Origin of the sequence: Anaerotruncus sp. G3(2012), assembly GCF_000403395.2 — a bacterium.
GTDB lineage: Bacteria > Bacillota > Clostridia > Oscillospirales > Ruminococcaceae > Anaerotruncus.
In genome coordinates this window covers 196,459-222,110 of the sequence record NZ_KE159674.1, presented here as the reverse complement: position 1 = coordinate 222,110, position 25,652 = coordinate 196,459, and the positions used below count along the sequence as shown (strand labels likewise).

Annotated in this window: 24 protein-coding genes; 7 read left to right on the top strand and 17 right to left on the bottom strand. The window is 55.1% G+C overall.

Translation table 11 applies throughout. The annotated features are described in order from the left end of the window. Positions 1-126 precede the first annotated feature (126 nt). Both C814_RS14830 and C814_RS14825 read right to left on the bottom strand, forming a co-directional pair. Positions 127-915, bottom strand: coding sequence for a TraX family protein (locus C814_RS14830; protein ID WP_016316170.1), 789 nt, complete (start codon positions 913-915; stop codon positions 127-129). 84 nt (positions 916-999) lie between these two features. Further along, entirely contained in the window at positions 1,000-2,169 is a 1,170-nt protein-coding gene (locus C814_RS14825) for an MFS transporter (protein ID WP_016316169.1), read from the bottom strand. 108 nt (positions 2,170-2,277) lie between these two features. Here C814_RS14825 and C814_RS14820 point away from each other — a divergent pair, with 108 nt between their 5' ends. Then, the gene (locus C814_RS14820) at positions 2,278-3,192 is read left to right on the top strand and encodes an AraC family transcriptional regulator (RefSeq protein ID WP_016316168.1); all 915 of its coding nucleotides are present in this window, start codon (positions 2,278-2,280) and stop codon (positions 3,190-3,192) included. A 39-nt stretch (positions 3,193-3,231) separates the two neighbouring features. Here C814_RS14820 and cysS read toward each other — a convergent pair whose 3' ends face one another. The 7 genes from cysS to recA form a co-directional block, all read right to left on the bottom strand. After that, positions 3,232-4,626 carry a cysteine--tRNA ligase gene (gene cysS, locus C814_RS14815; RefSeq protein ID WP_016316167.1) on the bottom strand — a complete coding sequence of 465 codons (1,395 nt, stop codon included), beginning with the start codon at positions 4,624-4,626 and terminating at the stop codon, positions 3,232-3,234. 122 nt (positions 4,627-4,748) lie between these two features. Further along, positions 4,749-5,438: a serine O-acetyltransferase gene (cysE, locus tag C814_RS14810; RefSeq protein ID WP_016316166.1), complete on the bottom strand. Its 690-nt coding sequence runs from the start codon at positions 5,436-5,438 to the stop codon at positions 4,749-4,751. Positions 5,439-5,807: 369 nt separating this feature from the next. Further along, complete coding sequence (pgsA, locus tag C814_RS14805; RefSeq protein ID WP_016316165.1) at positions 5,808-6,386, bottom strand: CDP-diacylglycerol--glycerol-3-phosphate 3-phosphatidyltransferase; 579 nt, start codon at positions 6,384-6,386, stop codon at positions 5,808-5,810. Continuing rightward, on the bottom strand, positions 6,383-7,717 hold the full coding sequence (gene rimO / locus C814_RS14800; RefSeq protein WP_016316164.1) for a 30S ribosomal protein S12 methylthiotransferase RimO: 1,335 nt from the start codon (positions 7,715-7,717) through the stop codon (positions 6,383-6,385). The genes pgsA and rimO overlap by 4 nt, the downstream gene beginning before the upstream one ends. A gap of 27 nt (positions 7,718-7,744) precedes the next feature. Further along, positions 7,745-8,371: a hypothetical protein gene (locus C814_RS14795; protein ID WP_016316163.1), complete on the bottom strand. Its 627-nt coding sequence runs from the start codon at positions 8,369-8,371 to the stop codon at positions 7,745-7,747. A 26-nt stretch (positions 8,372-8,397) separates the two neighbouring features. Continuing rightward, on the bottom strand, positions 8,398-9,003 hold the full coding sequence (locus C814_RS14790) for a regulatory protein RecX (RefSeq protein ID WP_016316162.1): 606 nt from the start codon (positions 9,001-9,003) through the stop codon (positions 8,398-8,400). Positions 9,004-9,006: 3 nt separating this feature from the next. Further along, positions 9,007-10,185, bottom strand: a complete 1,179-nt coding sequence (gene recA / locus C814_RS14785; protein WP_016316161.1) for a recombinase RecA — start codon at positions 10,183-10,185, stop codon at positions 9,007-9,009. Between the two features lie 239 nt (positions 10,186-10,424). Between recA and C814_RS14780 the strand changes: the two genes are divergently transcribed. The 6 genes from C814_RS14780 to C814_RS14760 all read left to right on the top strand — a co-directional run bounded on the left by C814_RS14780 (position 10,425) and on the right by C814_RS14760 (position 15,036). Continuing rightward, positions 10,425-10,976: a biotin transporter BioY gene (locus C814_RS14780; protein ID WP_016316160.1), complete on the top strand. Its 552-nt coding sequence runs from the start codon at positions 10,425-10,427 to the stop codon at positions 10,974-10,976. Further along, positions 10,966-11,358 carry a DUF1284 domain-containing protein gene (locus C814_RS0104980; protein ID WP_022788442.1) on the top strand — a complete coding sequence of 131 codons (393 nt, stop codon included), beginning with the start codon at positions 10,966-10,968 and terminating at the stop codon, positions 11,356-11,358. Before C814_RS14780 ends, C814_RS0104980 begins: the two co-directional genes overlap by 11 nt. A 413-nt stretch (positions 11,359-11,771) precedes the next feature. Next, entirely contained in the window at positions 11,772-12,731 is a 960-nt protein-coding gene (locus tag C814_RS14775) for a GDSL-type esterase/lipase family protein (RefSeq protein ID WP_016316159.1), read from the top strand. Between the two features lie 15 nt (positions 12,732-12,746). Further along, complete coding sequence (locus tag C814_RS14770; RefSeq protein ID WP_016316158.1) at positions 12,747-13,223, top strand: DUF4358 domain-containing protein; 477 nt, start codon at positions 12,747-12,749, stop codon at positions 13,221-13,223. A 97-nt stretch (positions 13,224-13,320) separates the two neighbouring features. After that, positions 13,321-14,109, top strand: a complete 789-nt coding sequence (locus tag C814_RS14765) for a sulfite exporter TauE/SafE family protein (RefSeq protein ID WP_016316157.1) — start codon at positions 13,321-13,323, stop codon at positions 14,107-14,109. Positions 14,110-14,136: 27 nt separating this feature from the next. After that, on the top strand, positions 14,137-15,036 hold the full coding sequence (locus tag C814_RS14760; RefSeq protein WP_155846393.1) for a hypothetical protein: 900 nt from the start codon (positions 14,137-14,139) through the stop codon (positions 15,034-15,036). Between the two features lie 100 nt (positions 15,037-15,136). Here the strand turns inward: C814_RS14760 and murG are convergent, their stop codons facing one another. The 8 genes from murG to rsmH all read right to left on the bottom strand — a co-directional run bounded on the left by murG (position 15,137) and on the right by rsmH (position 25,651). Next, complete coding sequence (gene murG, locus C814_RS14755) at positions 15,137-16,252, bottom strand: undecaprenyldiphospho-muramoylpentapeptide beta-N-acetylglucosaminyltransferase (RefSeq protein WP_016316155.1); 1,116 nt, start codon at positions 16,250-16,252, stop codon at positions 15,137-15,139. Positions 16,253-16,274: 22 nt separating this feature from the next. Beyond that, positions 16,275-17,450: a putative lipid II flippase FtsW gene (ftsW, locus tag C814_RS14750; RefSeq protein WP_016316154.1), complete on the bottom strand. Its 1,176-nt coding sequence runs from the start codon at positions 17,448-17,450 to the stop codon at positions 16,275-16,277. Positions 17,451-17,473: 23 nt separating this feature from the next. After that, positions 17,474-18,481, bottom strand: coding sequence for a phospho-N-acetylmuramoyl-pentapeptide-transferase (gene mraY, locus C814_RS14745; protein ID WP_016316153.1), 1,008 nt, complete (start codon positions 18,479-18,481; stop codon positions 17,474-17,476). Positions 18,482-18,601: 120 nt separating this feature from the next. After that, positions 18,602-19,969: a UDP-N-acetylmuramoyl-tripeptide--D-alanyl-D-alanine ligase gene (murF, locus tag C814_RS14740; RefSeq protein WP_016316152.1), complete on the bottom strand. Its 1,368-nt coding sequence runs from the start codon at positions 19,967-19,969 to the stop codon at positions 18,602-18,604. Between the two features lie 12 nt (positions 19,970-19,981). Further along, on the bottom strand, positions 19,982-21,442 hold the full coding sequence (locus tag C814_RS14735; RefSeq protein WP_016316151.1) for a UDP-N-acetylmuramoyl-L-alanyl-D-glutamate--2,6-diaminopimelate ligase: 1,461 nt from the start codon (positions 21,440-21,442) through the stop codon (positions 19,982-19,984). Positions 21,443-21,470: 28 nt separating this feature from the next. Next, positions 21,471-23,906 (bottom strand): penicillin-binding transpeptidase domain-containing protein, encoded by a 2,436-nt coding sequence (locus C814_RS22395; protein WP_016316150.1) that lies wholly within the window; start codon positions 23,904-23,906, stop codon positions 21,471-21,473. A 161-nt stretch (positions 23,907-24,067) separates the two neighbouring features. Next, entirely contained in the window at positions 24,068-24,574 is a 507-nt protein-coding gene (locus C814_RS0104960) for a cell division protein FtsL (protein WP_016316149.1), read from the bottom strand. Between the two features lie 132 nt (positions 24,575-24,706). Next, complete coding sequence (gene rsmH / locus C814_RS14730; RefSeq protein WP_016316148.1) at positions 24,707-25,651, bottom strand: 16S rRNA (cytosine(1402)-N(4))-methyltransferase RsmH; 945 nt, start codon at positions 25,649-25,651, stop codon at positions 24,707-24,709. Position 25,652: the final 1 nt, after the last annotated feature.

Below are 25,652 nucleotides of genomic sequence, written 5' to 3'. Positions count from 1 at the left end.
AATTGTGTCTGCTCTGGTTGTGTGCAAAAAATATCGGTTTACAGACCCCGCGTCACAGGATCACAGCGAAAATATTCTTCTTTCTGCTGGCTGTCCTGATAAGTTTACAGATCTTTTTACAATCCCTCATCCCGTCCGCAGCATCAGAAACTGGATTCCGCCAATCAGCAGCAGATGCGCCGGATAGAACCAATAAAAGAGCCATCTGCGCCATCCGCCCGACGGGCCGCGCTCGCCGTTATAGCGACTGAGCAGAAACAGCGCAAGGAACATACCGCTATCCGAAAGGTAGTACAGAAAGGTTTCCAAATTCAGGCTGAACTCCCCCAAATAGATCAGTGACTGGAATGGGCTTGTCCAAATACGGAGCACACCCACGCCCAGGAGGGTTATCAGCGCGTAGCCAACTGCCTGATTGCGGAAATCGCCTCGATAGAAATCGAACACAAGGATGATGATAATACCATAGATCGCCCAATCCCCCAGCATCCCCAGTGTGAACAGCAGCAGAATCAGCAGTAATTTCAACACAGAATTCTTCACATGATGGCGTACAGTGACCGCGAGGACGCCCAACAGGATGGTATAAATAACATTGAGCCGCAAGGGGTTGAGGCTCCCGACATCGCCGCCTGCATGGAAAAGCAGAAAGGGAAAATAGCTGATTCCTGCGAAAATCACCAGGCGCAGGATGTATCGTTTCAGATCACGGGTATGGTGGTATCCCTCAACGGCAAAATAAAACATGGTTGGCCCGGTGATCCGCCCGATGAAATGCATCGCAACCGCCAGAAACGTCCCATCCGGAACAAACGAGAAAGCAAGATGGTCGATCACCATTGCCACAATCGCGATCAGTTTCAGCTGCCATGCGTTCAGCCCGACCCGCTGTCCATCTGTTTGATATTGCTCCATAATTCCCCTCTTTTCGCAGTTGACTGCTGTCTAGTATATTCCATTCCCTTCCGGCAATCAAGCGGCAAATTGTGAATATTCCAGTCAGGATAGCCTCTGTCCGCTCTTTTTCAGCAGCATTTCATGCATCCACACCATCACCGCCAGAGAAAGAATCAGATAAACCGGAAACCATGCCACATTGATGTGGTTGGCAATCAGTCCAAAAAGCGGCGGCATTACGCAGGTTCCGATATATGCGCTCGCCATTTGCACGCCGATCACCGCCTGTGAACGATCGGCTCCGAAATGAGCTGGTGTAGAATGGATGATACAGGGAAAAACCGGTGCACAGCCCAGGCCAATCAAAATCAGGCCTACCAAGGTGAAAAATTCCCCCAGCGGGAGCAACAGAGCGATGATTCCGACAGCGATCACTCCCTGTCCCAGACGAATCATCTGCGGATCATCCATCCTGATTGTCAGGAAGCCGCTGAACGCCCGGCCAACAGTAATCCCTATAAAGAACAGGCTGGCAAAACCCGCTGCCTGTTCTGTGGAAAATCCCGCATGCAATGCCAGATAACTGCTCGCCCAGAGTGAAGTGGTCTGTTCTACCGCGCTGTAGCAGAAAAAAGCAATCATCACCTCTTTCGCGCCAGGGATTCTGAAAATCTCCCGCAGGGTGAGCGGCTTGTCGGGGGCTTCCCCTGCGCCTGCATCGGTCCTCTGCCCTTTCCAAAGCGGCAGGCTGACCAGCAGAATCGCAGTCAGAACGACCTGAAGTACTGCTATGCTTCGATATCCAGCAGGCCAGCCCTGCCCGCCAGTCAGGGCGTATCCCATGATATATGGCCCGATCGATGCCCCGATCCCCCACATACAGTGCAGCCAGCTCATATGGCGGCTCGCATAGTGCAGGGCAACATAGTTGTTGAGGGAAGCGTCCACACTTCCCGCTCCGACCCCATAGGGGATTGCCCAAAGGCAGAGCATCCAGAACGACCGGCTGACCGAAAATCCGAAGAGTGCAGCCGCAGTGAGCGCCACACTGAACGCTGTGACCTTTCCAGTACCAAGACTGCGGGAAAGGCGGTCGCTTTGCAGGCTGGACACAACGGTGCCAAGCGCAATAATCATTGAGATCACACCCGCATAAGAGATTGGCACGTCAAAGCCGGCATACATCGACGGCCATGCCGAACCCAGCAGGGCATCCGGCAGGCCAAGACTGATAAAAGACAGATAGATCACCACTAAAAGCAGATGTATCATACTTGCATTCCTCCTCGCTGTTTGCTATCATTATATCAGCAAAATTTGCGGACAGATAGAACAAAACAGCCGGTTTTATAGGAGAAAACCGCCAAACAGGAGGATCACATGGCATTGACAGCATGTAATATCAGAACCAGCCCACAGGGCAGAGAGTTAAAACTGCATGGGACTGCTCTGTTTCCGGTAGCCTGCTATTATGACGACCTGACAACCGAATCGCTCCCATGGCATTGGCACGATGAACTGGAGGCGCTCATTGTTGTTGAGGGAACGGCGGCTGTGACAGCGGGTACAGAGAGTTTTACAGTCCGGCAGGGGGAAGGCTTTTTCTGCAATACCGGGGTGCTGCACGCGGCGTGGAATGCCGGGCACGCCAGTTGTCTGCTGCATTCGGTGGTGTTTCATCCCCGGCTGGTCGGCGGCAGCATCGACAGCGTCTTCTGGCAGGACTATCTTCAGCCTTTGCTGGAAAATCTATCCTGCAAGAGTGTCCTGCTTGACGGCTCTGCGCAGTGGCATCGAAACGGGGTCATCTCTATTGAAAACGCATGGAAGTTTTGTATGGAGGAACCGTCCGGATACGAGTTCTCAGTCCGTACCGCACTGTCTGAACTGGTTTTTCTGCTCTCCAGCAACCGCCCGACAGTGTCCGTCCCTCCTTCCGAGCGGTCCCTGCGGGAGGCCGAGCGAATCAAGACTATGCTTCAGTTTATACAGGAACATTATCCCGAAGAGCTGGACACAGCACAAATCGCAGCCAGCGCCCGGGTAAGCGTGAGTGAGTGCCTGCGTTGCTTCCGTAACACCATTGGTGTCCCACCAATCCAATATCTCAAACAGTTCCGCATCCAGAAAGCGGCCGAGCTGCTCGCAACGACCGACTGGAAAATCGCGGAGACCGCCACACAATGCGGATTTCAGGATATGAGCTATTTTGCCCGAACCTTCCGTGAGCTGAAAGGCTCTGCGCCGACCGAATATCGTAACCGGGCCAGACTAGCCAACAGCCGCAGAGGATAACTCCCCTGCGGCTCCTGTTCGTTTCAAGGCTCCTTTTTCTTATCTGCGTGACCACTGTACCCCCTGCGGAGTATCTTTCAAAAGAATCCCCATCTCGTTAAGCTGGTCACGGATGCGGTCGGCCTCTGCAAAATTCTTTGCCTTGCGTGCCGCCTGCCGCTGCTCGATCAGGGCTTCTACTTCACTGTCCAGATCGTCCGACCCGCGTTGATAGAGCAGCCCAAGCACCCCGCACAGCTCGTCAAATTTGGAAATCGCGCAGGAGACCGCCTGTTTGGAGCGCGGTTCTGTCAGGAACGAATTGATGTCCCGCGCCATCTCGAACAGTGCAGCGATCCCGTCGGCGGTGTTGAGGTCGTCGTCCATCGCCTCAATAAACTGGGCAATCCGGCGTTCGAGCTGCTCCTGAAAGGCGCCCTCCCCTTCTGTGGGCCCATCCAACGCGTTTTTCAGCGCAAAGTCCAGATTGTTCCGGCAGTTGTGCAGCCGCTCAAGCGCGGATTTACACTGTTCGATCACTTCCAGACTATAGTTGATCGGGCTGCGATAATGCGCCTGAAGCATCATGAATTTGATCGGCTCATAACCGAATTTGTTCGCAACCTCCCGGGTGGTGAAAAAGTTTCCGAGGGATTTGCTCATCTTCCGGTTGTCAACATTGATATAGCCGTTGTGCATCCAGTAATGGACATACTCAACCCCGGTGCAGCACTCGCTTTGAGCAATCTCGTTTTCATGATGTGGGAAGATCAGGTCCTGACCGCCGCAGTGGATGTCGATGGTCTCCCCGAGGTGTTTTCGGATCATGGCGCTGCACTCGATATGCCAGCCCGGACGACCCTCCCCCCACGGGGAGGCCCAGCTCGGCTCGCCCGGCTTTGCGGCTTTCCAAAGGACAAAATCGAGCGGGTCCTCCTTGGCTTCGCTGACATCGATCCGCGCGCCCGATTCCAGTTCTTCCAGCGGCTGGTGGGACAGCTTCCCATATCCGGAGAACCGGCGGGAACGGAAATAAACGCTTCCCTCGTGCGCATAGGCATAACCCTTCTCCTCAAGGATGCGCACCATCTCGATGATGGTGTCGATGTTTTCGGTCGCGCGGGGATGGATATTCGCGGGGCGGATCCCCAGCCCTTCCGTGTCGGTCAGATATTCCCCAATATACCGCTCCGCAACCTCCTTAACGGTGATCCCTTCTTCGTTGGCTTTGTTGATGAGCTTGTCGTCGATGTCGGTGAAGTTCTGGACAAAAGTCACGTCATAGCCGCGATATTCAAGGTACCGGCGCAGGGTATCAAACACGCAAATCGGGCGGGCGTTGCCAATATGGATAAAGTTATAGACGGTCGGGCCGCAGGCGTACATTTTGACCTTGCCCGGCTCGATAGGGACGAACTCCTCTTTCTGTCTGGTGAGGGTGTTGTAAATTTTCATGCAGATTGCTCCTTTATTTTGTAAAATAGGTTACAGCTTGTGCGGGATTGGTTGTAGAAGACTGCAAAAATTCTCCGATTTAGAATAGCCTCGGATGCGGTAAGTTCAATAGCAAACAGCCTCTAAGCCGGCTCGCGGGCAGACTGGGAAAAAGGCCCCGATCCGGATGGTTCCTGCGTCTTTTCCAGCTCGCGCAGACGCTTTTCCATCCGACTGATCTGGATATTCAGCTTACAGATTTCCTGCGCAACCGGGTCCGGGATATGCACATGATCAAGCTGCCCGGTCGGCCTGCGGCCACCGATCCGCACCACCCGCGCAGGCACGCCGACCGCTGTAGCCTGTGGCGGGAGAGACTCAAGTACCACTGCGTTGGACGCGACCTTTGCGCCGTCACCTACCTTGAACGGTCCGAGGATTTTGGCACCGCTGCCGACGGTAACATTTTTTCCCAATGTCGGATGCCGTTTTCCCTTCTCCTTGCCGGTTCCGCCGAGCGTAACCCCCTGATAGATTGTACAGCCATCACCGACCTCGGCAGTCTCTCCGATCACCACGCCCGAACCGTGGTCGATCAGCACACCTCTGCCTATCTTTGCGCCGGGATGGATCTCAATGCCAGTCAGAAATCGGGCGAACTGGCTAATCATCCGCGCGGAGAGATAGCATTCATGCTGATAAAGCCAGTGCGCCGGTCGATGCAGCATGATCGCATGCAGGCCGCTCGAAATCAGCAGTGTTTCCAGGCTGCTGCGGGCGGCTGGATCGCGCTCCTTGACTGCGGCAATATCCTTTTTAAGCGATTGAAACATCAAACAGACCTCCTGTTTTCGTCTGTGGAACACGGCACAAAAAAGCCTTCGTCCGGCATTGATCCAGACGAAGGCGGTTAGGTTTCCGCGGTTCCACTCCGATTTATTACTCAGGGCCCGCTTCCGGCCTTTTCAGACGCAGATTCAGCCCTTTACCCTTAACGCGGGAAACGTGCCGCCATACTTGGGGAATCCCGTTGGGACGGCCTGCTCGCGGGTGCATTTCGCCGCAATCCCGCCGGACACGCTTTCAGCCGGTGACGCGTCCTCTCTGCTGCGGAAATCCTGCGGGTACTTCTCCCGTTCTATGCATTTGTTCCATCTAAGTCTATGCACAGGATACCATATTTGTGCCCCGGATGCAAGCATTTATTTCAGATCGGAAAGCAGGTCCCGGTTCTTCCAGACATAATTCCATCCTGAAAATACCGTCAGAATGACCACGATCAGCTGTAAAACAACATCCCCAAAAAAGAATGCCGGTGAATAGGAAGCGGGCGAGGGCGGCAGCAGATCAAAAACCACCCACATCGAAAGGAGCGCGTAGAGCACCCAGACAATCTGCAAGACTGTTTTGAGCTTGCCGTACCGATCGGCAGCGATCACCCTGCCCTGTTCGGCAGCGATCAGCCGTACCGAAGTGACCAGAAACTCCCGCGCAAGGATGATGAACGTCCCGAGCGTCGAGGCGCGCCCGGTTTCCAGAAAACAGATCAGCGCAGAAAAGACCAGCAACTTGTCGGCAAGCGGGTCCATCAGCTTGCCGAAGTTGGTGACCAGCCCGTCCCGCCGGGCAATATGGCCGTCCAGATAGTCGGTAAACGACGCCGCCCCAAAAATTGCGGCAGCGATCAGATATCGGTGGGGAATCCCATCACAAAGCATAAAAATCAGGAAAAAAGGGATCAGCGCCATGCGCATCACTGTGAGCCTGTTCGGCAGATTCATGCTTCCACCTCCAGCATCCTGCCCAGCAGGTCATATTCCTCGGTCCCGGTGATCTCCACAGCAACGTAACTGCCGGACGGGCAGTCTGCCGGGCCGGTGAAAAATACCTTTGTGTCGATGTCGGGGGCATCCATATAGCTGCGGCCGTACCACAGTCCGTCCCGGGCACGCCCCTCGACCAGTACAGTCAACCGCCTGCCAATCTGTGAAGCGTTAAACGCCTCAATCACCCGATATTGCTCCTCCATCACAACCTCTGCGCGGCGATGCTTTTTCTCCTCGTCGATCTGCCCGTCCATCTCAGCTGCGGGGGTGTCCTCCTCCGCCGAATAGGGGAAACAGCCGAGCCGCTCGAACTTTACCTCGCGTATGAAGGTGCAAAGCTCGAAAAAATCCGCCTCGCTTTCGGTCGGGAAGCCAGTAATCAGGGTGGTGCGCAGGACTACCCCAGGCACCCGTTTCCGGATTTTCCGCATCAGCGCGGTGAGCGAACCCGCATCCCCGCGGCGGTTCATCAGCTTGAGCAGCCGCCCGCTGACATGCTGGATCGGTATGTCCATATATTTGACGATTTTTTCCTCCCGCGCCATCACCTCGAGCAGCTGGTCGGTGATCCGATCGGGATAGCAGTAGAGGATGCGGACCCAGCGGATTCCGTCGACCCTGCAAAGCTGCTCAAGCAGTTCCGGCAGAGCGGGCCTGCCATAGAGGTCCTCGCCATAACGGGTGGTATCCTGCGCGACAACGTTCAGTTCGGTGACTCCGGCATCCGCGAGACGTTTCGCCTCTTCGACCACTTTCTCAACCGGACGCGAGCGGAATCCGCCGCGGATCAGAGGGATTGCACAATAAGAGCAGCGGTTGTCGCACCCGTCCGCAACCTTGAGATAGGCAAAATACGGGGCGTTTGCAAGGATACGCGGCCCCTCAAGCGGCAAGGCATACTTATCCCCAAACGCGACCGTCTTTTTGCCGTCGAGCGCATCGCGGATCGCCTGCAAAATCTCTTTGTTTTTGCCGATCCCGAGCACCACATCCGCCTCGGGGATCTCGACCGAGACCTCCTCACGATACCGTTCAGCGAGACAGCCGGTCACCACAACCGCCTTAACCTGCCCTTCTTCCTTCATCTGGCAGAACTCCAGAATCGTTTCGATACTTTCCCGTTTTGCATCCTCGATAAACCCACAGGTGTTGATAATCACCACATCGCATTCGGACGCATCTGCGCTGATCTCGTAACCACCCTCGACGATCAGGGCGAGCAGCAGTTCCGCATCCACCTGATTTTTCGAGCATCCGAGCGACACCATTCCAATCTTGACTGCCATAGGCACCTTCACTTTCTCTTGATTCGATCAACCGGCAAGACCTTCTCGTTCCTGGTCGTTCTCCTCGACCGTCTGCCGGCTGAACATCGCTGTCACTGCATAGACAAACTCATAGTCCTCAAATACTTCTGGCTGAAAAAAGCAGGAAGTATCGTAAGAACGCACCTCATCCTTTGCTGTGCAGACCTGGAGGACCAGCGGAATTTCCTCTTCATAGCGCAGCTCCTGACATCCGCTCAGCCATGACGTAACCATCTGTGTCCCCGTACGGTCGGGCGGCGCATTCGACCGATGGGCGGTTGCGGAAAAGGCATCCTTCCCCTGAAGTGCGAACCGATGCCCCGCTCCAAGATCATCGAACGATATTGCAATCCGTCCGCCATCCTGCTGAAACGCCCTTACCCCGTCACTGACCTGTTCCCATCTCCTGTCCTGCAAGCGATAGAGGCACAGCCTGACCGACTGCAGGGACGCATCCGCCCGGAAATCGTAAATCTTCTCGTTGAGGTCCGCGCCTGCGAGCTGTAAAATTGCTGTTTCCTTCTCGGTCAGCTCCGCTGTTTGCAGGTACATCTTCTGCGTCTGCTGTGTTTTGCCGCAGCCGGCGCAGGCCAGTATCAGCAGGCAGCATACCACTGCCATCCACCGCTTCATTCAGAGAGAACCTCCTTTTCCTGGAATCAATCATACTCACTTACGGTGAGCACACGGCGCACCTCTGCCGCTGGATACCCCATCCGCATCAACGCGGAGAACGCCCTCCGCCGGACCTTTTCGTCCTCATAGGCAAGCGGATATTTACGCGCGATGATCTCCCGCATCTTCTCCTCCGGGTCGGACCGAAGCAGCGAGGTGGCATATTCGATCTGCTCGTTGGTCAGGCCACGCTGCCGCATCTCCTGCCGAATCCGCAGAATCCCGAACTTTTTCCGTTCCGAAAGGTCGCGGGCAAACCGCTCGGCATAATCGTCATCGTCCAGCAGCCCCAGTTCCTCCATCCGCGCGACCGCCTGTTCTGCTGATTCTTCGTCAGTGTGGCGTTTAAGGCGGTCGGTGAGCTGTTTCGTGGTATATTCTTTGTAGGACAGCAGGTTGAGCGCCTTCTCCTTCGCTTTTTTCAGTTCGGCTTCGGCGGAGAGCGTCTCTAGGGATTCTGTATCCACCTCTGAACCGACCGACAGTCCCGACACTGCAAACACATCCGGGTGCATACTCAACAGGAACTCCCCTTCAACATAAAGGGCAACCCGCCCGCGTTTGGTCATCCTCACATCTGTAATCCGCATCGCTTAATCGGTCTCCACATCAATGTTGACTTTCTTGGCAGACGATTTTGCCGGCTCCGCCGAGGCATCAGCCTCCACCGGTTCCTCAGCCGCCACCTTTGCGCCGACCTTCACCGGCTTTTTGCCCGCTGTCCGGTTGGATTTGAGCAGTTTGTCCGCATTGGCGCGCACCTGCGCTTCGATCTCCGCAGCAACCTCCGGATTGGCTTTGAGGAACTCTTTTGCGTTGTCGCGCCCCTGACCGAGCCGGACGTCCCCATAGTTGAACCAGGAACCGCTCTTGTCAACGATCTCGAGCTTGGCGCCCAGATCAAGGATCTCCCCCTCTTTCGAGATGCCGGTGCCATACATGATGTCGAATTCTGCCTCCTTGAACGGTGGCGACACCTTGTTTTTAACCACCTTCACCCGGGTACGGCTGCCGATCATCTCGGTACCGGATTTGAGGGTTTCGGTCCGGCGCACGTCCAGGCGCACCGACGCATAAAATTTGAGCGCCCGACCGCCGGGGGTCGTCTCGGGGTTACCGTACATCACGCCGATCTTTTCACGGAGCTGGTTGATGAAGATCACGATGCAGTTGGATTTGCCGATCGCGCCGGTGAGCTTACGCAGCGCCTGCGACATCAAGCGGGCCTGCACACCGACATGGCTGTCCCCCATCTCCCCTTCGATCTCAGCCTTGGTGACCATCGCGGCGACCGAGTCGACCACCACGACATCGACCGCGCCGGACCGAACGAGCGCCTCGGCGATCTCGAGCGCCTGCTCACCGGTGTCCGGCTGGGAGACAAGCAGAGAGTCGATATCCACGCCGAGCGCCTGCGCATAGACCGGATCAAGCGCGTGCTCCACATCAATAAAGACCGCCGCGCCGCCCGCCTTCTGCGCCTGTGCCGCAACATGGAGCGCCACTGTCGTTTTGCCCGAGCTTTCCGGACCGTAGATTTCAATGATGCGGCCTTTGGGCACGCCTCCGATTCCGAGCGCGATGTCGAGCGACAATGAACCGGTCGAGATCGCCTCCACGTTCAGAGTGCTGTCCTGCCCGAGCTTCATTACCGCGCCCTTGCCGAACTGCTTTTCGATCTGGCTGAGGGCGGTCTCCAGAGCTTTCGCCTTCTCCTCCGCCGAAACATTGCTCCTGCGTTCTGTAACCGGTGCTGCCTTTTTTTCTGCCATTGTGTCTCTCCTCCATTACCCGGATAGTTTGTTTTTCATCTGTTGAAAAAACAGCAGTCCCACAAATCTGCCGTATGGTTGATTTTACAGAACCCATTATACAGGATCACATCTAAAAAAGCAAGCAGATTTGCAAACATATGTTCCTAAAATTTTACTTGACATTTGGCGAAAAACTGGTTATCCTGAATGTAAACCAAATTTTGAAGTATTGGTTTACAATTCAGGAGGTGTCCACCATGTCAACTGCCATCAGCACAAAAAAAATTGCGGTTTGTGCCATGTTCGCCGCACTCACCGCAATCTGTTCCCAGATCGCCATTCCAATTCCTCCCATTCCGATCAATCTTGCGCTCTTTGCAGTCCATCTCTCGGGAGCACTGCTTGGCGCAAAGTTCGGGCTGTTCAGCCAGCTTGCCTTTGTCCTGCTCGGCGCATTCGGCCTGCCGGTCTTTCAGGGATTCAGCGGTGGCATGGGCATCATCACCGGGCCAACCGGTGGTTACATCATCGGCTATCTGGTCGCAGCATTTCTGGTTGGGCTGATCTGCGAGCGCTGGGGACGCAGTTTCCGTAAGCTGTGTATCGCTATGGTGATCGGCGTGGCCGCCTGCTATGCATTCGGAACCGTATGGTTCATGATGCTGACCGGAAAAGGGCTGGTTGCTGCGCTCGGGATGTGCGTGCTGCCGTTTCTGCCCGGTGATGCACTGAAAATCCTCGGCGCTGCATGGTTGGTGCAGGGGCTGCGCAAACCGCTCGCCGCTTCGGGGTGGAACCTTGCGAACTGATCGAATCCCGCTGCGGCCGCATCACGGGCTTTGCCTGCGGCATTTCAGCGGGCATGGATACAGCGAAGCGTTTACCCGGCGGATGACCGGCTTGGTCAGTGAACTTCAGGAATCTCCGGAACAGCCGGTGATCCTCCATTCTCGTGCGGACTTCCTTTGCACCGCCTGCCCGCACCGCCGGGGAGCTGGCTGTGTCTCAGGAGAGAAGGTCGCAGCCTACGATGCAGCGGTACTCTCTCTCTGCGGTCTTGCAGACGGGGACTCGCTTACCTGGGAAACGTTTTCCCAGCTGGTCGAAGAGCGGATCATACAGGCTGGCCAGTTTCCGGAAGTTTGCAGCGGATGTCAGTGGTATGCCCTCTGTGAACCACTTACGCTATAAATAGACAGCGATATTCCCTTTGCCAGGGAATATCGCTTTTTTATCTGTCTGCTTGCCCAAAACAATCACCCAGCGTATAAATTCTTAAAACAACTCCAGGAAATAGAAATCATTGTAAATTTTAATCCATAAACATCCATTTTTTATGTGGATAAACGGTGAAAAGGATACTGGGAAACTGGTGGAATTCCCGTCTTTTGCGGGGATTCTATTGTGGAAAACTCAGTGGAAAGTGTTTATAACTGTTTGTATATGTCTTTTTTTCCCGTTGCTTGATCTTTTACTTTACATTTCTACAGGAAAATTGTATAATATTTTTGCTGAAATTTTTGTATGGTGAAATTAACACATACAAAAGCGATTCTATGTAAACGCTTTTAGGCATTTGCTTGCCTCAGGAGAAGATGAAGATTATGGCTATGAATAAACCGATGAAAGTGAGCCGGAGGAAAAAAAGCAACCTGATTCCGGTTCTGATTATGCTTGTCTTTGCGTTGCTCCTTTCCCTTCTGATCGCCGGCGCCTGGCAGATCTCGGCCGGTGCGCAAGGCGAGAACGCATCTTCCGACGCATCCCGTCAGCGTCTGCGCTCCTCCTCGTCGGAACCGGAGGAGAAAGAGGAATCCAGTGACGACGAACCGGAACCCGCCTCAGCGCCGAAACCGGAACCCGAGCCGGAAATCCCGGTTTTTGAGGGAGCTGTCCCTGCGTCCGACTGGGTATCCAGCGACTACTTTAATGATGCAGTTTTTGTTGGGGATTCGATCAGCACTGGAATCGAGCTTTACGGTGTAATGGATGGAACTACCGTACTCGCCGGTACAGGGGCCAACCTCAGCAGCATCTATACCGAGCCGTATGTCAAGCAGGAGGATGGTTCCCGCATTGCGATTATGGATGGGCTCAAACAGGCACAATTCCGCAAGGTTTACATCCTGCTTGGCGGAAACGAGGTGCGCGATGTTGAGAAGTCCCGTTTTATCGAGCGGTATTCCAGTTTTCTCGATGATGTGAGGGAGCTTCAGCCGGATGCGCTGATCTATGTGCAGTCGATTCTGCCGGTGACCCGGAACAATAATTATAATATGGATAACAACCGGATCGACGAATTTAATCAGGCACTGCTCACCCTCTGCGGGGAAAAACAGGTCTACTATTTGAATGTAGCGGAATGTATGAAGGACGAAAATGGGATGCTCCCGGATGCGGCTTCTCCTGCCGACGGGATGCATTTTGGTCCGGAATACTATAATAAATGGTTCGATTATCTCAAGCAGCACACTGTTTCCGTTCCAGGTGGGCCAGCAGCCGCTTCCACTACGAACGTTTCCGCATCCGAACCGGAAAACAGCGGCGTAGAATCACAGAATTAAGGAGTCAGAAAAAAGATGAAAAAACTGTTCGTTATTGCCCTTGCTATTATCACCTGCCTTTCGCTGGCCGCCTGCGGCGGAAAATCCTCCGATCAGAGCGGAAAACAGCCTGCTACCGCCGATGTGGTGGAGGCGGTAGCTTCCCAGCTCACCTTCAAGGATGAATTGATGACCCTTGAGGACAAGATGGTTGCAAATATTTATAACCTCGATGAGGAAAAGCTCGCGGAAAAAACTGTGCGGACAAGTGCAACCCGAGCTACCGCCGAGGAGGTCAGCGTCTTTAAAGTCAAGGATGCTGCTGACATCGGTATGGTACAGGATGCCATCAACGAGCGGATCGAAGATCAAAAGATCGCGTATGAAAATTACGTCCCTGCCGAGATGGCCAAGATCAACAATGCGGCAGTCTACACCAACGGCAGCTATGTCATCCTCGTGATGGCTGATGACACTTCAAAAGTAGAGGAACTGTTCCAGGCACAGTTTTGAACCGGGGCAGAACAGCCCGGTAACGGCTGTTCTGTTTTCCGCATTTTTATAAGTGAACGACCGTCTACAATCGTAGGAACTTGGAGGACAGCGGAAATTGCAGTTTTTATTTTTTCTGATTAGCTTTGGAGCCTCGATTATAGGCGCTATATGCGGGATTGGCGGCGGGGTGATTATCAAGCCCGCACTCGACGCATTCCAGCTTCTCGATGTAGCGGCAATCAGCTTCTTGTCCGGATGCACTGTTCTTTCGATGTCAGCGATCTCGGTTTTCCGCTCTAAGCATGGTGGGCAGAAATCGCTGATTGATCTTCGGACAGGTACTCCGCTCGCAATCGGTGCGGCAATCGGTGGAATCCTCGGCAAAGAGCTGTTTCAGCAGGTTGCCGGGCTATTCCCTGACCCCAACAAAGTTGGGGCGGTGCAGTCGATCTGTCTGTTGGTGATCACTGTCGGCACCTTGATTTATACCCTGTATAAAAACAACATCTCCACCCATCAAATGGATGGAACCATCATCTGTACGGCGATCGGCCTTGTTCTGGGAGTCATGTCCTCGTTTCTGGGGATTGGCGGCGGTCCGATCAATTTGGTGGTTCTCTCCTACTTTTTCTCAATGGATACCAAAACTGCTGCGCAAAACTCGCTTTATGTGATCCTCTTTTCTCAACTCACAAGTCTCGCCAGTACGCTTCTGACCGGCCAGCTCCCACAATTCAGCCTGTTCCTCCTGCTTTTGATGGTCGCGGGCGGCTTTGCAGGCGGCATCTGTGGTGGCAGGATCAACCGCAGGATTGATGCCAAAGCGGTCGATCGTCTGTTTATCGGGCTGATGGTTGTCATCATCGGCATCTGTATCTATAATACCATCTGCTACCTTGGATAATTCGGATCAGGCGATCCCATCAAATATTTGGAAAGGATGATTTCAACAATGAAAAAAATCGGACGGATGGTTCCTCTGCTTGTTTCGGTCTCTCTGTCTTTTGCTGTCGGGGTGTCTGTGTATGCCGTACCTGTTTCAGATGGGGTTACAGCTGTAAGAGGTCCATCAATTCCGGGGATAGCCGCTTCCAGTCCACACCCTGCTTCACGTCAGCGCAGCCTGTCTGAACAGTTTGAACAATTCCGTGTCTATGGGGTTATCTACGATTCTCAGCTTGATCAAGTTCTCTACAATGGACAGCCGGTCAAGGCATTTGTAGATTTCCATAGCAATGGCGAACCAAATGCGTTTAATATCGGCTATTTTGACAAAAGCTTGGATGACAACGCGCTCTTTTTGGTGACAGTCAAGGGGGAAGGCGGAAAGGTTGTGGGGATCGCACCGATGCCTGATGCATTAAAAGCGGATCTCTATGATGTGTATACCAATGATGACCTGCAATATGCGTCTGATACAGAAAAGGCTCCCTCTTTTGTACCCGCGAATGGAGACGACGTAAAGTATATCACCTTTGATGCAACTACAACCATTGCCGGTGGAATTACCTCCACCGACCTGCTCGATCCGGCGGAGCAGCGCCCGCAGGAACTGACCGACTGGCTCTCTGGAAAGCCTGATTCTGGTGCGGTCTTTGTAAAACGGACTGTTCTGGAGGACGGGAGCGCCGATTTCTGGATTTGTTGCAACAGCGAGAAACGGCTCGGTTGGACAATCGAAGCGCAGGGTAACTCGATCCGGTTTAACCTGCTCGACAGCACCTCTTTCCAAGGCAAAGGACCGACGGTTCTCCGTTGCAAAGCACCTGGTTCCTATACTGCAATTGAGGTTTTTTCGGGAAATCAGAAACTGCCAGTCACTGCACAATAACAAGAGCAGATTAAAAATCCCTCCTGGTGTCGATCATCCGGCACCAGGAGGGATTTTTCAGTCCGTGATTTTTCCCATTTTTAATACATCAAGCAGATTCTCAACGGGTCAGGCTCAAAATTTCCTGATAAATCCGTTCATTTGCGTCGATAATCGCCATCGCCTGCGCATTTCGCCCCAGGCGTTTGAGCGTTTCTGAATCTGCACAGAGCTTTTGCGCTGTCTCCCGCAGAAGAGCGGGGGTCAGGTCCTTTTCCTCAATCACAACCGCTGCATCGTGCTCCGCGAGCACCATCGCATTATGGTACTGATGGTTCTCCGCCACATTTGGGGATGGAATCAGGATCGAGGCGGTTCCGCTTGCCTCCAACTCCGAAAGGGTCATAGCCCCCGAACGGGAAATCACCAGGTCAGCCGCCGCGAGGCAGTCTGGCATATCGTTGATGTACTCCCTCACATCCAGATCATCGGAGGGTTTCACGCCTTCGGCCTCCAGCAGACCAGGAAACCGATCCTTCTCATAGGAGCCGGTTGCATGAATATGGTAGATATCGCCGCGCTTCTGTTCCCACGCCATCAATCCAGCGATCGCTTCGTTGATCCGTCGGGCGCCGAGGCTTCCCCCAAACGACACCACACAGATTTTCTCTGGCCCAATCCCCAGTTTCGCGCGGGCCTTTTCCCGGCTGGCAAACAGAATCTGTTCCCGCACCGGGTTGCCGGTAACAATATATTCCCTGCCCTGCGGCAGAAACCGCTTGGCTTCCTCGACAGAAATCAGCACTTTGTCGGCGGTACGTGCGAGCAACTTGGTTGTCACGCCAGGAAAGGCGTTGGATTCGTGGGTCAGAGTCCGGATTCCCAGCTTCGCCCCTTCCCGCAGGATCGGCCCGCTGACATACCCTCCTGTGCCGACGATCACATCCGGCGCAAACGATCGGATCAGCCTGCGTGAGCGTCCCCACGAGAGCGCAAGACAACCGATTGACCGGATGTTATAGCGGATATTGAACCAGTTGAGCTGACGCTGGAATCCCATGATCTCGATCGGCGCAAACGCGAACCCCGCGTTTGGAACCAGCCGCGCCTCCATTCCCTTGGGATTGCCCGCAAACAAAATTTCCGCCTCCGGATGCCTCGCCTTTAGATATCCCGCCGCCGCAATCGCGGGATTGATATGCCCTGCGGTACCGCCGCAGGCAAATAAGATTCTCATACCTTCCGTCCCCTACTTCCTGTTACTCCTTTTCAACTGTGCTGTATCTGGATACTGACAGGACAACCCCCATCTGCGCCAGAAGCATACAGAGCGCTGTTCCTCCGTACGAGAAAAATGGCAGACTGATTCCGGTGTTGGGGATCGTGTTGCTGACCACCGCGATATTGAGAATGGTCTGAACACCCACCTGTGTTGTCAATCCGACCGCAAGCATCGAGCCAAACCGGTCGCGGCAGCGCATCGCGATGGCGAATCCGCGCCAGACCAGCAGGACAAACAGCAGCAGGATAATCGTTGCACCGACAAATCCCAGTTCCTCACAGACGACCGAAAACACAAAGTCATTTTGCGGTTCCGGCAGATACAGGTGCTTCTGCCGGGAGTTTCCGATTCCGACACCGAGCAGCCCGCCTGACCCGATCGCGTAGAGGGACTGCAGTGTCTGGTAACCGGCTCCAGTCGGATCAGATGCAGGGTTGATCCAGTGTTCCAGCCGGCTCATCGCGTAGGGAACCGCATCAGGGATAAAGATGATAACGACAACCGCACCGACCAGGAACAGACCGCCCAGTGCAAACCATTTCAGGTTGGTCCCTCCAATAAACATCATGACAACGCCGATGCTCAGGATCAAAATAGTGCCTGAAAGGTGGGGCTGCAAAACCATCAGAAGTGCAATGATACCCATGATCGAGAGGAACGGCCACAGCCCATACCGAGGGTCGGACATCCGGTCGTAGTTCAATGAAATCAAGTGTGCGAACACCACAACAATCGTAAACTTTGCCAGCTCGGAGGGCTGGAAGGTGAATGTGCCAACAATCGGTATCCATCGTTTGGCCGTTGCCTGTGTGTGGTAAAAGAGCACCAGCACCAACAGAAACAGTGTCCCGCCGAGCAGGAGCAACGCGAATCTGCGCAGGATATGATAGTCGATCTGCGAAACAACCAACAGTGCCACTACCCCGACCACTGCGAACGCAAGCTGGCGGGTGATATAATGGAAGCTGTTTCCATCGTAGTAGTAGGCGTAAGCGTAGCTCGCCGAAAAAAGCATAATCAAGCCGATTCCCAAAAGGGTCAGGACCAGAATCAGAAAGATCAGGTCCATGCTCCCCCGCTCTGCCGGTTTGGACTTCACCCGTTTTTTGCGTCGGGGCGCACCAGCCGATCTTGCGCTTTGTGCATACTGCATCCGCATACCTCCTTTGGAACTGCTCACAGACGGAATACTGACCAGATTGCCAACAGGCCACCAACTGCGGTGACCAATGAAAATACCGTCACAATTTTAACCTCGCTCCATCCCGACATCTCAAAATGATGGTGGATCGGGCTCATCTTGAAAATCCGTTTGCCACCGGTCGCCTTGAAATAGCTGACCTGCAAAATGACCGAAAACGCTTCGCACCAGTAGATAACGCCGGTGAATACAAGCAGCAGCGGCAGCCCAACCTCAAACGCGAGCGCGACCACCAGCCCCCCGAGGAAGAGCGAGCCGGTGTCCCCCATAAAGACCTTGGCCGGGTAGAAATTCCAGACCAGGAATCCGAGAGTACCGCCCGCGAGCGCACAGGAAACCAGGCCGGCCTGTTCAAACCGCAGGATGCCGGAAATCACCAGCATGACCAGCGCATAGACAAAGGTGACCGAGGAAGCCAGCCCATCGATGCCGTCGGTGAGATTGACCGCATTGACAAAACCGGTGATGATGATAACTGCAAGCGGGTAGTAGAGGAACCCCAGCTCGAACTGTCCCAGGAACGGGAGCACCACCACGGTCGGACGGTCGCCCGCAAGGTATAGGGTAACCAGATAAAATACCGCGATAATCAGCTGCATCAGGTACTTCTGGCGGGCGGTCAGACCGAGGTTCTGTTTTTTTATTACTTTGATGTCATCGTCCAGAAAGCCCACTGCACCAAATGCCAGCGCCATCACCATCCCGCCGAACAGCCTGAGCCTGCCGGTCGAATCAGAAGCAAGTGTCGGATCCATGGTCAGCGCTGTGAGATACCCCACCGCCACCGCCAAGGTGATACCGGCTACAAACATAATGCCACCCATCGTCGGGGTGCCCTGTTTTTTCTTATGCCATGTGGGGCCAATATCGAGAATCGTCTGGCCAAATTTCAGCCTGCGCAGGTAAGGGATCAGCGGGAACCCCAGCAAGGCGGAAACCGCAAATGCAACCAGTACAGTCAGGATCATTGTTGTTGTGTTCATCTCTTTTGTCTCTCCCTTAGGTCTGTTTCATGTCTGCCGGGGCAGAGCCTACAGGCAGCGATCCCGCGGCCCATCAAAGCCTGGAAAATTTCTCATCCCAATTTGGGATGGCTGGCACCATCATGGGTTCGATGTCCGGCTATAGAACTGCTCGAGCACCTCTTCCAGCTTCATACCCCGGCTGGCCTTAACCCAGATCACGCTGCCCGGAATCGACTCCTGCTCCAGTGCCTTACAAAGCGCATCCTTGGTTTCGAACCAACGGGCGTCGACCCCGAAAGCACCCTCTACATAATACCGCCCCTGTTCCCCATAGGCGAGCAGCAGGTCAATCCCCTGCTCCGCCGCGCACTGTCCTGCCTCGATGTGAGACATCCGGCTGATCTCCCCCAGTTCGAGCATATCCGCGAGAACTGCAATCCGTCTGGATGCACCCTCCCATCTGCCGAGGGTCGAAAGTGCGGCCCGCATCGAATCGGGGGAGGCGTTATAGCAATCCTCCACAACGGTTACGCCGTTCCAGTCAACTACCTTCTGACGCATCCCGGAAGGGCGGTAGCCTGCCAGCGCCTGTGCGCAATCCTCTGGTGAGATGCCAAGTTCCCGACCGACCGCAAATGCCGCCAGCGCATTCAAAACATTATGGCGTCCCATGCATGGCAGGTACACTGGAATCCGCCCATCCGGATGCCGGAGGGTGAACCGGGTCTCCCCTGCCTGTTCGAAGATTTCTTCGGCCAGAACTGCGCAGCCGGGGTTCTCGATCCCGAAAAAGGTTACCCGCAGGCGTGGCATCTGTACCCCGGACAACAGGTCATTATCCCCGCAGAGCAGAAGCGGTGCTCCATCCGGCAGGGCATCCGCAAGCTCCATCTTGGCCTTCAGGATGTTTTCACGCGAGCCAAGCCGCTCGATATGGCTTACCCCCACGTTGGTGATGACCCCGATCTGCGGCTGCGCGACCGCTGCAAGCGTAGCGATCTCGCCAAGACCCTCCATCCCCATCTCGATCACCGCCGCCTGATGGCTGCGGTCAAGCCCGAACAGGGTTTTGGGAAGGCCAATCTCATTGTTCAGGTTTCCCTCGGTTTTGAGCGTCTTATAACCCGCCGAAACCACCTGCGCAATCATCTCTTTGGTGGTGGTTTTGCCGACGCTGCCGGTTACCCCCACGCAATGGATCGAAAATTTTTCGCGGTAGGCGCGTCCAAGTTCCAGCAGCGCGCGCCCGGTATCCTGCACATAGAGTATGCGCCCATTTTGCGCGGCATAATCCGCCCTGCGTTCCTGCGCAACCGCAAAAGCCGCGCCGTTTTGCAGGGCAGCGGCGAGGTAGTCGTGCCCGTTGAACCGTTCCCCCGCCAGCGCCAGAAAGAGGCAGCCTTCCGGGAGTGCGCGGGAGTCGGTGGAGACCTGCTCCACCGCTCCCTCAAACCGTTCTGTACTCCCAATCGCTTCCGCAATCTCCTGTATTGTCATACGTTCCATAGCTGTATCCCCTCAATACTGTCCGGCGGGGCCCCCGCGCAGACGGGTCAAAATATCCGACACGATCCGACGTTCGTCAAAACAGATCGTCCCGCCCCGCAATACCTGATAATCCTCATGCCCCTTGCCCGCTAGGATCAGCACATCGTCCTTCTGACAGGTGGTGAGCGCCCATTCAATTGCTTCGTACCGGTCGGGGATCACCTTACAGGGGGTCTCGGGATGCATCTCGATGCCTGGAAGGGTATCGTTGATAATCTGCATCTCATCCTCTTCCCGGGGATTATCCGAGGTGAGGATCACGAAATCCGCCAGCCGGGAGACGATCTCCCCCATCAATTTCCGCTTGGACCGGTCGCGGTCCCCTGCCGGCCCGAACAGGAGGTAAACCTTCCCTTTGGCGAACTTCTGCATGGTTGTGAGGATCTTTTCCAGGCCGTCGGGGCTGTGGGCATAGTCCCGGATCACAACAAAATCGGTGCCGGTCGGCAGCACCTCGATGCGTCCGACCACTCCTTCGCAGGTCGAAAGCCCTTCGGCAACCTGCTCGACCGGGAATCCAAGGGTAAGACAGGCGACCCCCGCAGCCATCGCGTTTGAGACCGAAAAATCCCCGGGGATCGGCAGCCTGACCCGCGCGATCTGATTTTTTCCCACAAAGAGGAACCTGCTCGAATCGGGCGCGGACTGGATGTTTTTGGCGGTGTAATCGGCGAGGTCATTGTCTGTCGAGAAGGTCAGCGCCTTGCAGGAGACCTCCTCCTGTAACCGGCGTCCATACGCGTCATCCAAATTGAGCACCGCTGTCCCGCACATCGAAAACAGCCGCTTTTTTGCCTGAAAATAGTTTTCCATCGTCTGGTGATAGTCAAGATGGTCCTGTGTCAGATTGGTAAAGATCGCTGTCTGGAAGGTCACCCCCGCTACCCGGTGCTGATCGAGTGCATGGGAGGAACACTCCATCACCACATATTCGCACCCGGCCTTCTCCATTCGCGCAAGCATACTGTGCAGGACCATCGGGTCGGGGGTGGTGTGCTTGGCGGGGAGCAGGATATCGTCGATCTCGTTGTGGATGGTTCCGATCAGCCCCACCTTTTTCCCTGCCGATTCCAGAATGTGCTTCATCATGTAGGTGATCGTCGTCTTGCCGTTGGTGCCGGTGACCCCCACCATTTTGAGCCTGCGCGACGGATTGCCATGCCAGCTTCCGCAGAGCAGTCCATAAACATAGCGGGTATCCGGGTGCAGAAGCTGACGCTCCAGCCCGAGATCATGCTGACAGACAACCGCCGCGGCACCGTCCTCCAGCGCCTGTCTGGCGCGGTCATGACCGTCGAACCGCCCTCCTTTGATGCAGACAAACACCATCCCCGGCTCAACCTGCCGGGAATCGTTGGTAACCCCGGTGATCTCGCAGTCCGCCACCTGTCCTGTCAGCCCAAGCCCCTCTATCAGTTGGTATAACCGCATGCAATCTGCCCCCTGTCTGCCGACGGTATCACTCCGCCGGCGCGCTTTCCGCAAATTCTACTGTCACAATGGTGCCCTTTTCCACCTCAATTCCTGCAAGCGGATTCTGGGCGATGACCGGTGAGCTGGTCCCCTCGATTCCCGAACCCATCATCGCGTAGTTGAGGCCCGCGTTGGTGATCTCCTTATTCGCCTGCCCGGCAGTCATGCCGACCACGTTCGGGACAAGCACCTTTCCATCCACCACATTTTCCTCGGTGTAAAGTACGACGGTCGCATCCTTTGGAATCGGCTCCTGATAGCCCGGCACCTGACGCAGCACCGTGGTCCCGCTGCCCACCTGGCGGTATTTCAGTCCCGCGATCCGCAGGATCGACTGCGCGTCGTGGATGTCCTTGTCGGTCACGTTCGGGGTGGATGTGGTAGTCTCCTCCAGCTGCTCCTGTGTATACTGGGGCTCAATCCCCATATACGGCAGGACATCCGCGAGGATCGAGCCGACAACCGGCGCGGCAACGGTCGAGCCGTATGCGTTGATCAGATCCGGCTCATCGAGCACGACCAGACATGCCACCTTCGGGTTGTCGATCGGCGCAAATCCATAGAACGAGAGGATATTTTTGGTGTTCTCGCTTCCGTCGAGGTTTCTGGTACCGATCTTTTCAGAGGTGCCGGTCTTGCCGCCGACCCGGTAGCCCGGGATCTGCGCCTGACGCCCGGAACCGTTTGCGACAACCTGTTCGAGCATCAGCTGCATCTTGTCGGAGATGTCCTTTGAGATCACCTGCCGCTTGACCACCGGCTGGGTGGCGGAAACCACGTTTCCGTCCTTGTCGACCACTTGCTTGACGATATACGGCTGCATCAGCTTGCCGCCGTTGACCGCCGCATTGGCTGCCGTAATCATCTGTAACGGGGTGATCGTGAACGTCTGCCCGAACGAGGAGGACGACAGCTCAGCAATCCCCATGTTTTCCACCTTGTGGTAAAGCCCGCTCGCCTCACCAGGCATGTCGATCCCAGTCAGCTCGGTCAGACCAAAATTGGAGAAGTATTCTGAGAACAGGCGTGACCCCATCAGCTGTCCAATCTGAATGAACGCCGGGTTACAGGAGTTGCGGACCGCATCTTCCAGTGTCTGCACCCCATGCCCCTGATGCTGGCTGCTCCAGATATGGCAGTGCTGGGTCTTATCCGCTACCTCGATATAACCAATGCAGTTGAAGGTGCTGTTCTCGGTGACCGCATGGCTTTCGAGCGCACCCGCCGCGGTGATGATCTTAAAGACCGATCCCGGTTCATACGGGTCGGAAACCGCCTTGTTGCGCCACTGGGCATACTGGGCATTTTGCAGTGCCTTCCGATAGGCCGCCTCCTGCGCCTCCTGCGTCAGGCCGCCTTCCTCGTTCTTCTGGTCGATCAGCGCGTAGATCGTGTTCAGGCCCATCACCTTGTTGAGGTATTTTGCATTCTTAATCAGCGTATCATACGCCGGACCGCTCAAAAATTTACGGTCGGTGGCCGCGTTATAATCGTACCAGAGCTGCCCTGCCGCGATCGCTGTGATGACCGGTTTGGCTTCCTCCAGCGCCTGAAGCAGGTTTTTGTCGATGATTTCTGTGGGATTGTTCGGGTCGAAATCGGGCTTGGTGGACATCGCCAGAATCGCGCCTGTTTCGACGTCCATCACAATTCCTACCGTCCGATCCCCGACTTTATGCTCATCCACCGCTGTTTCCAGATTTTTTTCCAGATAATGCTGGATCGTCTCGTCGATCGTGAGCACAAGCGAATTTCCGTCCTGTGCGGGCTGGGTTTCCTCATATTGGAGGCTCATCGGCTGGCCCTTTGAATCCCGGATCGCAAGGGTCCGGCCCGGCGTGCCTGCAAGCGTCTTGTTATAGTAGGATTCCAGCCCATAGGCGCCGTCGTTGTCCGCATTGGTGAACCCAAGCACCGTTGCTGCAAAGTTGCCGTATGGGTAGTACCGCCGGGTATCTCCCTCGAGGAAGATCCGCCCCTGCAAGCCGTTTTCAAGCACCTGCTGCATCAGCTCATCGGTCACCGGCTTTTCCACCTTGGTCTTGACCACCTCGTACAGGCTGTTTTTTTTGTCGAGCTTTTTAGCAACCAGCGCTTCGTCCACGCCCAGCATCTTGACCAGCATTGCGGTCACATTTTTGCGTTCCTCGTCGTCGTCGATCATGCCCGGCGCCACACAGACCGAAGAAACATCCGCGCTGGTTGCCAGAGCTTTCCCGTTTGTGTCGTAGATGGTGCCGCGCTTGGCGCCGATCCGGGTACTGCGCATCTGCTGATCCAGTGCGATCTGCTGATATTCCTCCCCCTGAAGGATCTGGATGCTGAACAACTGGTGCAGTACGATGCCGAACCCTAGGATAATCATGCCCGCCAGCACGACCATCATCCGGCCTTTCATCTGATAGGTTGGTGTTTTTGCCATAGCGTTTCCCTTTTCCTTTGTGAAAAATGTAAAATCTTGTCGTGTTCTCCCTGAAAAGAGAGGAAAGCAAGAAAGACCTACGGGCATTGCTGTCCCTTTCATCCCTCTTGCTTTTCTTCCCGCCTATGTCTGCAAATTTCTGTCCGCTTTCCATATGTATTTCATTTATCTTTCAGGTATTCCTGAACGTTGCTGATTGCAAGCTGAATTCGATCAGCAATCGTCTGCCGCGGGGACTCGCTCGTCAGTTCTACCCTGTCCCCCTCGTTCAGGTTGATATAGGTGATCTGGCTTTTATCCAATGGAGCCATCCCCAGTTTTTGCGTGGCATATTCCTCCACGTTTCGCAGCGAAACCTTGGATTCCAGCTCTGCTGCCAGGCGCGTCCCCTCGCTGATCTCCTCGTTCAGTTTTGTCCGCTCGCTGCTGATCTGAAGGGTTAATTCGGTCAACACCGCGCGATAGTAGAGCATCATTACCACAACCGCCACCCCAATCGCGATAACTGCCGCGACCTTCATTGCAGTTGCGAGACGCCGCCTGGCCCGTACGGACCGGCTTGGCCTCGTCACTGTGAGGGTAGGCTTTTTTGACCTCGCCCGCGGCGTCCTTGTGCGGAAATTGTCCAGATCATAAGCGGCACTGCCGTTGGAATACTGCCTCTGCAAAGCCTTTCGTCCTCCCCTTCCTAAGCCCCCGTATCCACAGCCATCTGGCTCCTTCTGATCGGGCCCTTTTTCGCCTTACAGGCGAAAAAATCACCCGTTTACCAGACTTCCTGTTTATCCATACAGGTTCTATCAAGATTGCCGCTTCTCAATCACCCTCAATCTCGCACTTTTACTCCGGGAGTTCGCCTGCTGTTCCTCCTGCGCCGCTTCGATCGGTTTGCGGTTGACCAGCCGACCAAGCGGTTGTTTCCCACAGACACAGACCGGAAAATCCGGCGGGCAGGTGCAGCCCCTGCAAAGCTCCGCAAACCGCTGCTTGACCATCCGGTCTTCCAGCGAGTGAAATGTAATAATCGCCATCCGTCCGCCCGGTTTGAGGCGTTCGAACGCTTCTGACAAAAACTGCGACAGGCTGTCCAGCTCTCCGTTCACCTCAATCCGGATCGCCTGAAAAACCCGTTTCGCAGGATGTCCGCCGCCCTCCCGGCGCGCTTTGGCCGGGAGGGAACTGCGGATCACTTCGACCAGTTCACCGGTCGTCTCAATGGGGTGCTGTTCCCGTCTGCGCAGGATGCCTTTTGCAACAGCCGGGGTATATCTCTCTTCCCCGTACTCCCGCATAACCCGGCAGAGGGCCTGAAAATCATAGGTGTTGACCACATCATATGCGGAAAGACCTGTCCTGCTCATCCGCATGTCCAATGGGGCATCATGCATATAGGAAAAACCGCGTTCGGGTGTATCGAGCTGAAACGAGGATACCCCCAGATCGAGCAGGATGCCGTCAACCGAGTCGATTCCCAGCCGGTCGAGTGTCTCGCACATCCTGGAAAAGTCGGTCTGCACCACCTGTGCGCAGGGATACTGCGCCAGCCGTTCAGACGCAACTGCAACCGCATCCGGGTCCTTGTCCAACGCGATCAGCCGACCGGTTGTCAGCCGTTTTGCGATCTCGCTCGAGTGGCCTGCTCCGCCTGCTGTCCCATCCACATAGATTCCGTCCGGCCTGATCGCCAGCCCTTCCATGCATTCGTTCAGCAGGACCGATATATGCCTGAAATTCTGTGTTTCCATC